The 12,622-nt window shown below is 66.2% G+C and carries 11 protein-coding genes; 8 read left to right on the top strand and 3 right to left on the bottom strand.

What is annotated here, in order from left to right:
- Positions 1-25 precede the first annotated feature (25 nt).
- The 3 genes from Herbaro_RS01990 to Herbaro_RS02000 all read right to left on the bottom strand — a co-directional run bounded on the left by Herbaro_RS01990 (position 26) and on the right by Herbaro_RS02000 (position 2,538).
- The gene (locus Herbaro_RS01990; RefSeq protein WP_275012169.1) at positions 26-979 is read right to left on the bottom strand and encodes a homoserine kinase; all 954 of its coding nucleotides are present in this window, start codon (positions 977-979) and stop codon (positions 26-28) included.
- Between the two features lie 203 nt (positions 980-1,182).
- On the bottom strand, positions 1,183-1,626 hold the full coding sequence (locus Herbaro_RS01995) for a hypothetical protein (RefSeq protein WP_275012170.1): 444 nt from the start codon (positions 1,624-1,626) through the stop codon (positions 1,183-1,185).
- Positions 1,627-1,791: 165 nt separating this feature from the next.
- The gene (locus Herbaro_RS02000) at positions 1,792-2,538 is read right to left on the bottom strand and encodes an LOG family protein (protein ID WP_275012171.1); all 747 of its coding nucleotides are present in this window, start codon (positions 2,536-2,538) and stop codon (positions 1,792-1,794) included.
- Here Herbaro_RS02000 and polA point away from each other — a divergent pair, their 5' ends adjacent.
- From polA to Herbaro_RS02040, 8 genes are all read left to right on the top strand, one after another.
- Positions 2,539-5,307 (top strand): DNA polymerase I, encoded by a 2,769-nt coding sequence (gene polA / locus Herbaro_RS02005; RefSeq protein ID WP_275012172.1) that lies wholly within the window; start codon positions 2,539-2,541, stop codon positions 5,305-5,307.
- A 353-nt stretch (positions 5,308-5,660) separates the two neighbouring features.
- A complete protein-coding gene (locus Herbaro_RS02010) occupies positions 5,661-7,337 on the top strand; it encodes a methyl-accepting chemotaxis protein (RefSeq protein WP_275012173.1) in 1,677 nt (558 codons plus the stop codon).
- A 301-nt stretch (positions 7,338-7,638) separates the two neighbouring features.
- Positions 7,639-8,523, top strand: a complete 885-nt coding sequence (locus Herbaro_RS02015; RefSeq protein WP_275012174.1) for a dienelactone hydrolase family protein — start codon at positions 7,639-7,641, stop codon at positions 8,521-8,523.
- Positions 8,524-8,645: 122 nt separating this feature from the next.
- Positions 8,646-9,407, top strand: a complete 762-nt coding sequence (locus Herbaro_RS02020) for a YqgE/AlgH family protein (RefSeq protein WP_275012175.1) — start codon at positions 8,646-8,648, stop codon at positions 9,405-9,407.
- Between the two features lie 7 nt (positions 9,408-9,414).
- Positions 9,415-9,801 carry a Holliday junction resolvase RuvX gene (gene ruvX, locus Herbaro_RS02025; protein ID WP_275012176.1) on the top strand — a complete coding sequence of 129 codons (387 nt, stop codon included), beginning with the start codon at positions 9,415-9,417 and terminating at the stop codon, positions 9,799-9,801.
- Positions 9,798-10,310 carry a bifunctional pyr operon transcriptional regulator/uracil phosphoribosyltransferase PyrR gene (gene pyrR, locus Herbaro_RS02030; protein ID WP_275012177.1) on the top strand — a complete coding sequence of 171 codons (513 nt, stop codon included), beginning with the start codon at positions 9,798-9,800 and terminating at the stop codon, positions 10,308-10,310. The genes ruvX and pyrR overlap by 4 nt, the downstream gene beginning before the upstream one ends.
- Positions 10,303-11,262, top strand: a complete 960-nt coding sequence (locus Herbaro_RS02035) for an aspartate carbamoyltransferase catalytic subunit (protein ID WP_275012178.1) — start codon at positions 10,303-10,305, stop codon at positions 11,260-11,262. The genes pyrR and Herbaro_RS02035 overlap by 8 nt, the downstream gene beginning before the upstream one ends.
- A gap of 68 nt (positions 11,263-11,330) precedes the next feature.
- Positions 11,331-12,617, top strand: a complete 1,287-nt coding sequence (locus Herbaro_RS02040) for a dihydroorotase (RefSeq protein ID WP_275012179.1) — start codon at positions 11,331-11,333, stop codon at positions 12,615-12,617.
- Positions 12,618-12,622: the final 5 nt, after the last annotated feature.

Raw genomic sequence — 12,622 nt, forward strand, 5'->3', positions numbered from 1 at the left:
ATCTTCAGTATCGCGCCGCAGGCGCTCAGAGCGCCGGCGGCGCCTCGTTGATGCGCAGGCGCAGGATGCGTTCGAAATGCGTCGGGTCGTGCGGCGTGAGCATCTCGGCTTCGCGCGGCATGTAGAAATCGTACAGGCGCGACAGCCAGAAGCGCAGCGCGGCGGCGCGCAGCATGGGCTGCCAGGCGGTGCGTTCGGCGTCCGAGAACGGGCGCACGGCGCGGTAGGCGGCCAGCATCGCTTCGCTGCGCTCGAGGTCGAGCGCGCCGGTATCCAGATCCACGCACCAGTCGTTGACGGTCACGGCCAGGTCGAACAGCCAGGTGTCGCAGCCGGCGAAGTAAAAGTCGAAGATGCCCGACAGGCGCTCTCCCACGAACATCGCATTGTTGCGGAACAGGTCGGCGTGCACCGGGCCGCGCGGCAGCGCGCGGTAGTCGGCGGTGGCGGCGAACCCCTTCTGGTATTGCACCTCGGATTGCAGCAGCTCGCCCAGCGGCGCCGGCAGGAAGGGCAGCACCGTCGGCGTGGTCTCCAGCCACCAGGCCAGGCCGCGCAGGTTGGGCTGCATGATCTTGAAATCCTTGGCGGCCAGGTGCATGCGCGCCAGCATGTCGCCCAGCGCCGCGCAATGCGGCGCCTGCGGCGCCAGCTGCGACTCGCCTTCGAGCTTGCTGACGATGGCGGCCGGCTTGTCGTTGAGCAGGTTGGCGATGGCGCCTTGTTCATTGGCCACCGGCGCCGGCACCGGGATGCCGCGCTGCGCCAGGTGGCGCATCAGTTCCAGGTAGAAGGGCAGCTGCTCGATGTGCAGTTTTTCGAACAGGGTCAGCACGTACTCGCCGCGCTCGGTGCCGATGAAGAAGTTGCTGTTCTCGATGCCGGAGGAGATGCCCTTGATCGAGGTGGCGCGGCCGAGCGGGAATTGTTTGATCCAGTCGGAGAGTTGTTCCAGACTGACCTGAGTAAAGACTGCCATGACGAAAAATGAAAGAAGTGATGCTTGCGGATGCTGATGCGGCGCGCCGGCGTCGAGTCCGGCAGGCCGCGGGAAGGCTGCTCATGGGGTAATGATGCCGCGCTTCCCCGTCCCTGAACCCGACCGCGCGTCATCCGCGCGGGATCGGGAAAACCTTGAAGCGTCGCGGCAGCGCCGGCCCGGCCAGGCTGCCGCGCGCAACCTTATTTCTTGGTGTCGGCCGCGGCGTCGCCGTCCTGCTCGGCCTTCTTCTTGACGCCCCAGTCGAACTCGCCGACCTTCCATTGCGCCGAGGTGGCGGGCGCGCTCTGGGCGTCGCCCGGCGTGGAGCCGCCGAGGTTCTTGTTGGGGCGGATGTAGTAGGTGCTGGGGCCGGACTTGACTTCGATTTCCTTGGTCTGGCCGTGGTCGCGCTGTTCCTTGATGCTGTTGCCGCTGCTGCTGTTGTCGTCGCCCGGCTTGCGGATGGTCACGGCCGGCGGCTCGCCTTCCTCCAGTTTCTCCAGTTCGGGCGGCGGCGGCGCGGGCTGCGCGGAAGGCGCTGCGGCGGGCTGCTGCGCCACGGCCAGCGGGGCTGCCAGGCCGGCGGCGGCGCACAGCAGGGCGGCGGCCAGGGACTCTTTGGACCAGACGGAGGATGGTTTCATGATCTATAGGGGAAAGGTGGTGTTGTTTTAGGCCATTGTAGCAAACCATCGTTCCCGGCTCCCTGCGTTTGAGCGAGTCCATGGTCGTTGCGACAACATTTGGCGGCGGCGCGCATAAAAAAGCCCGCGCGGGGCGCGGGCCGGGCCATCCGATGGCGGGGCCGATCAGAGGAACATGCCGCTTTGCCGTTCGGCTTCGACCGGGGTGTCGGCCGGCTGGTCCTTCTCGGCGTGGAATTTCTGGATAGCCTTGACCACTTCGGCCGGATCGTCGATCACCTGCAGCAGGTTCAGGTCCTTGTGCGAGATCATGCCGTCGTCGACCAGGCGCGTCTTGATCCAGTCCAGCAGGCCGGCCCAGAACTGGCTGCCCACCAGGATCACCGGCATCAGGCGCGACTTGCCGGTCTGCATCAGGGTCAGCGCCTCGGTCAGCTCGTCGAGCGTGCCGAAGCCGCCCGGCAGCACCACGTAGGCGTCGGCATACTTGACGAAGGCGACCTTGCGCGCGAAGAAGTGACGGAACGACAGCGAGATGTCTTGCCAGGCATTGCCGTGCTGCTCATGCGGGAGCTCGATGTTGAGCCCGACCGAAGGCGAGGCGCCGTCGAAGGCGCCCTTGTTGGCCGCCTCCATGATGCCGGGGCCGCCGCCGGAGATCACCGCATAGCCGGCGTCGGACAGGCGGCGCGCGATGTCGATGCACAGCGCGTAGTGCGGATCGTCGGGTTTGGTGCGGGCCGAACCGAAGATCGAAACGGCCGGGCGCAGCTCCGACAGGCGTTCGGTCGATTCGATGAATTCTGCCATAATCGTGAGTACGTGCCAGGACTCGCGCGCCTTCTTCGCCGTCGCGCGCTCAACGTCGCCCACTTCCCGCAAGCGCGGTACTTTCTTTCCTCTTTGTTCCATATGCAAAAAACCTTGTTGTTAGTTGATGGTTCCAGTTACCTGTATCGCGCGTTTCATGCCCTGCCCGATATGCGTAACGCGGAAGGTGCGCCAACCGGTGCGCTGTACGGCATCATCAATATGCTGCGCCGACTGCGTAACGATTATCCCGCAAGTTACGTCGCCTGTGTATTCGACGCCAAGGGCAAGACTTTTCGCGACGACCTCTACGCCGAATACAAGGCCACCCGCAAGTCGATGCCGGAAGATCTCGCGCTGCAGGTCGAGCCCATCCACGCCGCGGTGCGCGCGCTGGGCTGGCCGATCCTGATGGTCGAGGGCATCGAGGCCGACGACGTGATCGGCACGCTGTCGGTGCAGGCCACCGCCGCCGGCCTGGAGACCATCGTCTCCACCGGCGACAAGGACATGGCGCAACTGGTCAACGAGCACGTCACGCTGGTCAACACGATGAGCAACGAGACCTTGGACATCAAGGGCGTGACCGAAAAATTCGGGGTGCCGCCGGAGCGTATCGTGGACTACCTGAGCCTGATCGGCGACACCGTCGACAATGTGCCCGGCGTCGAAAAATGCGGACCCAAGACCGCGGTCAAGTGGCTTGCAGCCTACGGCTCGCTGGACGGCGTGATGGAAAACGCCGCCAAGATCACCGGCGTGGTCGGCGACAACCTGCGCCGTGCGTTGGACTGGCTGCCGCAGGGACGCGTTCTGGTGACCGTCAAGACCGACTGCGACCTGTCGGCGCACATGAGCTCCATCCTCGAATCGCTGGCCATGCAAGAGCAGGACAAGGCCGCGCTGAAGGACATTTTCACCCGCTACAACTTCCGCACCTGGCTGCGCGAGATCAGCGAAGAGGGCGCCGCCTCCACGCCGCTGGCCGCGGCCGGCCGCGCCGCGCCGGGCGAGCGCGCGCAGGCGGATGCGCCCGCGCAGGGCGGCCTGTTCGCGCCGGCGGCGCCGGTCGACTACGAGATGGTGCTGACCGACGAGCAGCTGGACAAATGGATCGCCGCCATCGGCACCGCCGAGCTGACCGCGGTCGATACCGAGACCACTTCGCTGGACGCGATGCGCGCCGAGCTGGTCGGCATCTCGCTGTGCTGCGAGCCGGGCCGCGCGGCCTACATCCCGGTCGGTCACAACTACCAGGACGCGCCGGCCCAGCTGGCGCGCGAACACGTGCTGGCCAGGCTCAAGCCCTGGCTGGAAGACGCCTCCCGGCCCAAGCTCGGCCAGCACATGAAATACGACAGCCACATCTTCGCCAACTACGGCGTGAAGGTGGCCGGCATCCGGCACGACACGCTGCTGGAGTCCTACGTGTTCGAGTCGCACCGCACGCACGACATGGACAGCCTGGCCGCGCGCCACCTCGACCGCAAGACCATCAGCTACGCCGAGGTCTGCGGCAAGGGCGCCTCGCAGATCGGCTTCAACGAAGTGGCGCTCGACCGCGCCACCGAATACGCCGCCGAGGATGCCGACGTCACCCTGGCGCTGCATCGCGCCATGTGGCCGCAGATCGAGCACGACGACAAGCTGCGCTTCATCTACGAGAAGATCGAGGTGCCGACCTCGGTGGTGCTGCAGAAGATCGAGCGCAACGGCGTGCTCATCGACAGCGCCCGCCTGGAGCAGCAGTCGCACGACCTCGGCCGGCGTATGCTGGAGATCGAGCAGCAGGCCTATGAACTGGCGGGCCAGCCGTTCAACCTGAATTCGCCCAAGCAGCTGGGCGAGATCCTGTTCGGCAAGCTGGAGCTGCCGGTGGTGAAGAAGACCGCCTCCGGCGCGCCTTCCACCGACGAGGAGGTGCTGCAGAAGCTGGCCGAGGACTATCCGCTGCCCAAGGTGCTGCTGGACTTCCGCGGCCTCTCCAAGCTGAAGTCGACCTACACCGACAAGCTGCCCAAGATGATCGACCCGGCCACCGGCCGCGTGCACACCAACTATGCGCAGGCGGTGGCCGTCACCGGCCGCCTGGCCTCCAACGATCCCAACCTGCAAAACATCCCGGTGCGCACCGCCGAAGGCCGCCGCATCCGCGAAGCCTTCATCGCCCCGGAGGGCAGCGTGATCGTCTCGGCCGACTATTCGCAGATCGAGCTGCGCATCATGGCGCACATCTCCGAAGACGAGAACATGTTGAAGGCCTTCGCCGACGGCGAGGACATCCACCGCGCCACCGCCGCCGAGATCTTCGGCATCGCGCCCGAGAAGGTCGAGTCCGAGCAGCGCCGCTACGCCAAGGTGATCAACTTCGGCCTGATCTACGGCATGAGCGCCTTCGGCCTGGCCGGCAACCTGGGCATCGAGCGCTCGGCCGCGCAGATGTACATCGACAAATACTTCCAGCGCTTCTCGGGCGTGAAGCGCTACATGGACGAGACGCGGATGCAGGCCAAGGCGCGCGGCTACGTCGAGACCGTGTTCGGCCGCCGCCTGTGGCTGCCCGAGATCAATTCGCCCAATGGCCCGCGCCGCCAGGGCGCCGAGCGCGCGGCGATCAATGCGCCGATGCAGGGCACCGCCGCCGATCTGATCAAACTGGCAATGATCGCCGTGCAAGACTGGCTGGAGTCGGAAAAGCTGGGCACGCGCATGATCATGCAGGTGCACGACGAGCTGGTGTTGGAAGTCCCGCAACAAGAACTGGAGCTGGTGCGTGAAAAGCTGCCGGAACTGATGAAAAATGTTGCGGAGCTGAAAGTTCCCTTGCTTGCGGAGGTAGGAATCGGTAAGAATTGGGAAGAGGCGCATTAATTCCGGAAGGCCTCAAGTTACGCTGGAAGTTACGTAATAAAAAGACATTGCCATCCGGATAAGCCGGCCCGCGCGACGCACATAGAAAACGAAAGACGCGCTGGCCGGCGCACCGAAAAAAGCTGCAAGCATCAACAACAAGAAAGCAGGAAGACTCCGCCGCAACCGCCCCAGCACAATCAAGACGGGACGACGGAGAGGGCAGGCCGGACAGGGACGTCCGGCACGGGCAGGAGGCTGCGGCGGGAACGCCGGCAGGGGACATCGCACCAATCGCACATGCCGCGCAGCCGCGCGCGTGCTCCCCCGCCAATCGACCAACGCCTCCGGTGATGACACTAGGAGGAGACGTGATGAAGTCAGGGATGAAAGTGGGCGCGCGCCTGGGACTCGGGTTCGCATGGGTGGTGCTGCTGATGGTGATGGTGACCGCGTTCGGCATCTATAACATGCACCAGGTGCAGGCGCGTTTCACCAACGTGGTCGAGATCAAGAATCCCGAAGGCGCGCTGGTCAAGGACATGATGGATACGGTTGCCGAGCGCTCCATCTCGCTGCGCAACCTGATGCTGCCGGCGGCGCCCGAGGACGTGGATATCGAGGCGCAATACATCGACGCCCAGACGCTCAAGTACAAGATGTCGGCGCAGAAGCTGCAGCAGCTGTTCGCCGAATCGGAAGGCACCACCGACGAAGAGAAGGCGGCGCTGCCCAAGATCAAGGCGCAGGCCGACAATGCCGAGAAGCTGATCACCCAGGCGGTGGAATTCGGCCAGCGTCGCGAGGCCTATGAGCTGGCGCAATTCCTCAAGGACCAGTACCTGCCGGTGCAGAAGACCTGGCAGGTCGAGCTCAAGTCGCTGGCCGTGCTGGAAGACAAGCTCAACAAGGAAGCCGCCGCCGCCAGCGCCGTCGCCTATGCGCAGGCGCGGCTGCTGATGCTGGTCACCAGCGCGGTGGGCGTGATCACCGCGATCCTGGCCGCGGTCTGGCTCACGCGCCACCTGCTCAGGAAGCTGGGCGGCGAACCCGACTACGCGGTGAAGATCGCCGGCCAGATCGCCGAGGGCGACCTGGCCGTGGTCATCAACACCCGTCCCGGCGACCGCGACAGCCTGCTGGTGGCGATGAAGGCCATGCGCGACAAGCTGGCCGCCATCGTGGCCGAGGTGCGCAGCGGTTCCGAGACCATCACCACCGCCTCCTCCGAGATCGCGCGCGGCAACCTCGACCTGTCCTCGCGCACCGAGCAGCAGGCCGGCGCGCTGGAAGAGACCGCCTCCTCGATGGAACAGCTCAACTCCACCGTCAAGCAGAACGCCGAGAACGCCCACCAGGCCAACGACCTGGCGCTGGCCGCCTCCGACGTCGCGGTGCAGGGCGGCTCCATCGTCTCGCAGGTGGTGGAGACCATGCAGTCGATCAACGCCTCCTCGCAGAAGGTGGCCGACATCGTCAGCGTGATCGACGGCATCGCCTTCCAGACCAACATCCTGGCCTTGAACGCCGCGGTGGAAGCGGCGCGCGCCGGCGAGCAGGGCCGCGGCTTCGCCGTGGTGGCGTCGGAGGTGCGTTCGCTGGCGCAGCGCTCGGCCTCGGCCGCCAAGGAAATCAAGATCCTGATCGGCGACTCGGTGGGCAAGGTCGAGAACGGCAGCAAGCTGGTGGAGCAGGCCGGCAGCACCATGACCGACATCGTCACCAGCATCAAGCGCGTGACCGACGTGATGACCGAGATTACCCACGCCAACCGCGAGCAGAGCAGCGGCATCGAGCAGGTCAACGAAGCGATCATCCAGATCGACGACATGACCCAGCAGAACGCCGCGCTGGTGGAGCAGGCCGCCGCCGCCGCGCGTTCGCTGCAGGAGCAGGCCTCCGGCCTGCAGCAACTGGTCAGCGTGTTCCGGCTGGACGCGTCGCAGGCGCTGGCGGCGCCGGCCTATGCGGCGCAGGACGAGCGCACCATCGACGTCACGCCGGCCGCGCCCGGGCTGCCGGCCGGCAACGTGCTGGCGGTGCAGGGCTGAATCGTCCACTGCGCGCCCACCGCGGGCCCGTTTCATACGCGAGTCGCGGTTTGCGGTTAGTATCCGGCTTGGAGTGCAAGCCGGCCAGTGGAAACGCGAGGGTGCAGCCCTTGTCTTTCCTGTCGAAGCGGCCTGCATGCGGGCCGCTTTTTCATTGGCGCGGCCGCATGCGCCAGCGCCGCCAGCCAGCATTTCCTGTATTTCCGCTTCTTCAGCAGTGACCGATTCAGCAGTGACCCAGCGCATGCCGCGCCGCGCGGCTGCGACAACAATGCAACCAGCCTGAACCACGGAGAACCCGATGAACGACTTCCGCAAAGACCTCGACAGCCTGCTCGGCCAGTCCGCCCTGTCCGCCGCGCCGGACCGCCGCACCTTCCTCAAGACCGCGCTGGGCACGGGCTTTGCCGCCGCCGTGCTGCCGGTGTGCGCGCAGACCATGATCAAGACCGACACCAACGGCCTGACCGCCGGCGAGGTCGCCATCACCGTCAACGGCCAGCGCGTGCCGGCTTACCGCGCGCAACCCGAGGGCAAGACCAACCTGCCGGTGATCATCGTGGTCTCGGAGATCTTCGGCGTGCACGAGCACATCGCCGATATCGCGCGCCGTTTCGCCAAGCTGGGCTACCTGGCCATCGCGCCGGACTTCTTCGTGCGCCAGGGCAATCCGATGGCCTACACCTCGATTGCCGAGCTGCAGAAGGAGATCATCTCCAAGGTGCCCGACGAGCAAGTCATGGGCGACATCGACGCCTACGTGAAATGGGCCGGCGAGAACGGCGGCGACACCAGTCGCCTGGGCATCAACGGCTTCTGCTGGGGCGGCCGCGTGGTGTGGCTCTATAGCGCGCACAACCCCAAGGTCAAGGCCGGCGCCGCCTGGTACGGCCGCATCGTCGGCGACAAGAGCGCGCTGTTCCCGCAGAACCCGATCGATGTGGCGCCGTCGCTGAAGGTGCCGGTGATCGGCCTGTACGGCGGCAAAGACCAGGGCATCCCGGTGGCCACCGTGGAGCAGATGAAGGAAGCGCTGCAAAAGGCCGGCAACAAGTCGGAGTTCCACGTCTACCCCAATTCCGGCCACGCCTTCAACGCCGACTACCGCCCGAGCTATGTCGAGGCCGACGCCAAGGATGCCTGGGTGCAGGTGGTGGCGTGGTTCAAGGGCCATGGCGTGATCTGAACGGCAAGATGCGGCCTGGGATTTCCGCGAGGAAAGTTCAGGCCGCGCGCGCCGCTACCCGCCCGTCCCGCTTTTACCCGCGCCGGGCATGGGGGCGCGGCCAAAACTGCTAAAATGTCGGGATGATCAAGAGACGTAATTCTCCCTTCAGCCTGTCAGCCGAGGATATCGACGAGTCCGCGGATTCCTTTGGCGCTTTCGATCCTTTCCGCATTGCCCAGTCCCGCCGCAAGGCGGCCGCCGCCGAATCCGGCGAAGACCCGGCCGGCGACGGCGCGGCCGACGAGGAAGACCGCCCGCCGCTGGAGCTGGACCTGACCAATCATTTCCTGATCGCCATGCCGTCCATGCTGGATCCGATCTTCGGCGGCACCGTGGTCTACCTGTGCGAACACAACCATAACGGCGCGCTCGGCGTGGTCATCAACAAGCCCACCGACATGAGCATGGACGTGCTGTTCGACCGCATCAACCTCAAGCTCGACATCAAGCCCGATACCCCCGACGCCATGCCCGAGGTCTACCGCCGCCCGGTGATGTTCGGCGGCCCGGTGCAGGTCGAGCGCGGCTTCGTGCTGCATTCGAGCTCCGACAAGTACTCCTCCACGCTGCAGGTGACCGACGAGATCGCCCTGACCACCTCCAAGGACGTGCTGGAGGCCGTGGCCACCGGCAACGGCCCGCAGCGCGTGCTGGTCACGCTGGGCTGCTCGGGCTGGAGCGCCGGCCAGCTGGAAGGCGAACTCGGCCGCAACGGCTGGCTGACGGTGAAGGCCGACCCGGCCATCATCTTCGAGCTGCCGGTGGAGCAACGATTCACCGCGGCGCTGGCCTTGCTGGGCATCGACCCGGTGATGCTGTCCGGCGACGCCGGCCGCGCCTGAGGTCGCCGTGGAAACCGTACTGGCCTTCGACTTCGGTTTGAAGCGCATCGGCGTGGCCGTAGGCAACACCGGCCTCAGGCAGGCGCAGCCGCTGGCGGTGATCGGCGAGCCCACCAACGACGGCAAGTTCGCCGCGGTGGGCCGGCTCATTGCCGAGTGGCAGCCCAAGCGCTGCGTGGTCGGCCTGCCGCTGCATCCTGACGGCGCCGAGCACGAGATGAGCGTGCGCTGCCGGCGCTTCGCCAACCAATTGCATGGCCGCTATGGCGTCGAGGTGACGCTGGTCGACGAGCGTTATTCGTCGGCCGTGATCGCGCAGCAGCGCGGCGAGCAGATCGACGACCAGGCGGCCGCCATCATTTTGCAGCAATACTTCGACGACGCACATCCATGAGCACAACACCTTCCCAGCTTGACGCGGAAGCGCTGTACCAAGCGCTGGCGCAACAGATCAAAGCGGGCCTGCAGGGCGCCTCCGACGTGGCGCTGGTGGGCATCCATTCCGGCGGCGCCTGGCTGGCCGAGCGCCTGGCCGACGAATTGAAGCTGGGCGAGCGCCTGGGCTTCATCGACGTCTCGTTCTACCGCGACGATTTTTCCGAGAAGGGCCTGCGTTCGGACGTCAAGCCCAGCCAGATCCCGTTCGACGTCGAAGGCGCCACCATCGTGCTGATCGACGACGTGCTCTACACCGGTCGCACCACCCGCGCGGCGATCAACGAGCTGTTCGACTACGGCCGCCCGGCGCGCGTGCTGCTGGCCGCGCTGGTCGACCGCGGCGGGCGCGAGCTGCCGATCGCCGCCGACTTCCTGGCCCGGACGGTCACGCTCTCCAAACAAGAAAACCTGCAACTGCAACGCGCCGACGACGGCCGATTCTCCCTGACGGTGGTCCATGCTTAATCCACAACTGAACAAAAACGGCGAACTGCAACACCTGCTGACCATCGAGGGTCTGCCCAAGTCCATCCTGAACCACATCCTCGACACCGCGTCGTCCTTCGTCAGCATCGGCGACCGCGAGGTGAAGAAGGTGCCGCTGATGCGCGGCAAGAGCGTGTTCAACCTGTTCTTCGAGAACTCCACGCGCACCCGCACCACCTTCGAGATCGCCTCCAAGCGCCTGTCGGCCGACGTGATCAACCTCAACATCCAGGCCTCCAGCGCCAGCAAGGGCGAGTCGCTGCTCGACACCATCGACAACCTGGCGGCGATGCACGCCGACATGTTCGTGGTGCGCCACGCGCAGTCGGGCGCGCCGTTCCTGATCGCCAAGCACCTGATCGACACGAAGCAGTCGCACGTCCACGTGGTCAACGCCGGCGACGGCCGCCACGCGCACCCGACCCAGGGCCTGCTGGACATGTACACCATCCGCCACTACAAGAAGGACTTCACCAACCTGCGCGTGGCCATCGTGGGCGACATCCTGCACAGCCGCGTGGCGCGTTCGGACATCCACGCGCTGACCACCCTGGGCGTGCCCGAAGTGCGCGCCATCGGCCCGCGCACGTTGTTGCCGGGCGGCCTGGAGCAGATGGGCGTGCGCGTGTTCCACAACATGGAAGAAGGCTTGAAGGACGTCGACGTCATCATCATGCTGCGCCTGCAGAACGAGCGCATGAGCGGCGCCCTGCTGCCCTCGGCGCAGGAGTTCTTCAAGAGCTACGGCCTTACGCCCGAGCGCCTGGCGCTGGCCAAGCCGGACGCCATCGTGATGCACCCCGGCCCGATGAACCGCGGCGTTGAAATCGACTCGGCCGTGGCCGACGGCGCGCAGGCGGTGATCCTGCCGCAGGTGACCTTCGGCATCGCGGTGCGCATGGCTGTGATGAGCATCGTGGCCGGCAACTGAGGCTGGAAAGAGCAAGCAGCGCGCACGCAAGCGGCGTTTTGACGACTCGTTAAGAAGATACTGAACTGATGAAACTGCATATCAAGAACGGCCGGCTGATCGACCCGGCCAACGGCATCGATGCCCAGCAGGACGTGTACGTGGCCGCCGGCAAGATCGTCGGCATCGGCCAGGCGCCGGCCGACTTCACGGCCAACAAGACCATCGACGCCACCGGCCTGGTGGTCGCGCCCGGCCTGGTCGACCTGTCGGCGCGCCTGCGCGAGCCCGGCTACGAGTACAAGGCCACGCTGGAGTCCGAGATGCAGGCGGCGATCCAGGGTGGCGTCACCAGCCTGGTGTGCCCGCCGGATACCGATCCGGTGCTGGACGAGCCGGGCCTGGTGGAAATGCTCAAGCACCGCGCCCGCTCCTTGAACCAGGCGCACGTCTACCCGCTGGGCGCATTGACCGCCGGCCTGAAGGGCGTGGCCCTGACCGAGATGGCCGAGCTCACCGAGGCCGGCTGCATCGGCTTCTCGCAGGCCGAGGAGCCGATCACCGACACTACCGTGCTGCTCTCGGCGCTGCAATACGCCAAGACCTTCAACTACACCGTCTGGCTGCGCCCGCAGGATCCGCACCTGGGCCGCACCGGCATCGCCCACAGCGGCCCGGCGGCGTCGCGCCTGGGCTTGTCGGGCGTGCCGGTGATGTCGGAGACCATCGCGCTGTACACGCTGTTCGAACTGATGCGCGCCACCGGCGCGCGCGTGCACCTGTGCCGCATCTCGTCGGCCGCCGGCCTGGAGCTCGTGCGCCAGGCCAAGAGCGAAGGCCTGCCGGTTACCTGCGACGTCGGCGTGCACCACATCCACCTGTGCGACCTCGACATCGGTTTCTTCGATTCCAACGCTCGCCTGACGCCACCGCTGCGCTCGCAGCGCGACCGCGAGGCGATCCGCGCGGCGCTGCTGGACGGCACCATCGACGCCGTCTGCTCCGACCACACGCCGGTGGACGACGACGAGAAGCTGCTGCCTTTCGGCGAAGCCTCGCCCGGCGCCACCGGTCTGGAACTGCTGCTGTCGTTGTCGCTGAAGTGGGCGCTGGAGTCCGAAGGCGAGAGCCGCGACGTGCTCTCCAAGGCGATCGCCAAGATCACCCATCGCGCCGCCAAGGTCGCGGGCCTCAAGGCCGGCAGCCTGGCGCTGGGCAGCGTGGCCGACCTGTGCCTGTTCGATCTCAACGCGATGTGGAAGGTGCAGGGGTCGGCGCTGGCCAGCCAGGGCAAGCACACGCCGTTCCTGGGCTACGAACTGCCGGGCGTGGTCAAGGCTACGGTGGTGTCCGGGCATATCGCGTTCGAGCGTTGATCGCC

This window comes from Herbaspirillum sp. WKF16 (assembly GCF_028993615.1).
Classification (GTDB): Bacteria; Pseudomonadota; Gammaproteobacteria; order Burkholderiales; family Burkholderiaceae_D; genus Herbaspirillum.

Excerpts from the sequence above, each read along its gene's own strand:
- Herbaro_RS01995 (WP_275012170.1), bottom strand. The coding sequence starts at position 1,626 with ATGAAACCATCCTCCGTCTGGTCCAAAGAGTCCCTGGCCGCCGCCCTG.
- Herbaro_RS02035 (WP_275012178.1), top strand. The coding sequence starts at position 10,303 with ATGCTTAATCCACAACTGAACAAAAACGGCGAACTGCAACACCTGCTG.
- pyrR (WP_275012177.1), top strand. The coding sequence starts at position 9,798 with ATGAGCACAACACCTTCCCAGCTTGACGCGGAAGCGCTGTACCAAGCG.
- Herbaro_RS02010 (WP_275012173.1), top strand. The coding sequence starts at position 5,661 with ATGAAGTCAGGGATGAAAGTGGGCGCGCGCCTGGGACTCGGGTTCGCA.
- Herbaro_RS02000 (WP_275012171.1), bottom strand. The coding sequence starts at position 2,538 with ATGGAACAAAGAGGAAAGAAAGTACCGCGCTTGCGGGAAGTGGGCGAC.
- Herbaro_RS02040 (WP_275012179.1), top strand. The coding sequence starts at position 11,331 with ATGAAACTGCATATCAAGAACGGCCGGCTGATCGACCCGGCCAACGGC.
- Herbaro_RS01990 (WP_275012169.1), bottom strand. The coding sequence starts at position 979 with ATGGCAGTCTTTACTCAGGTCAGTCTGGAACAACTCTCCGACTGGATC.
- Herbaro_RS02020 (WP_275012175.1), top strand. The coding sequence starts at position 8,646 with ATGATCAAGAGACGTAATTCTCCCTTCAGCCTGTCAGCCGAGGATATC.
- Herbaro_RS02015 (WP_275012174.1), top strand. The coding sequence starts at position 7,639 with ATGAACGACTTCCGCAAAGACCTCGACAGCCTGCTCGGCCAGTCCGCC.
- polA (WP_275012172.1), top strand. The coding sequence starts at position 2,539 with ATGCAAAAAACCTTGTTGTTAGTTGATGGTTCCAGTTACCTGTATCGC.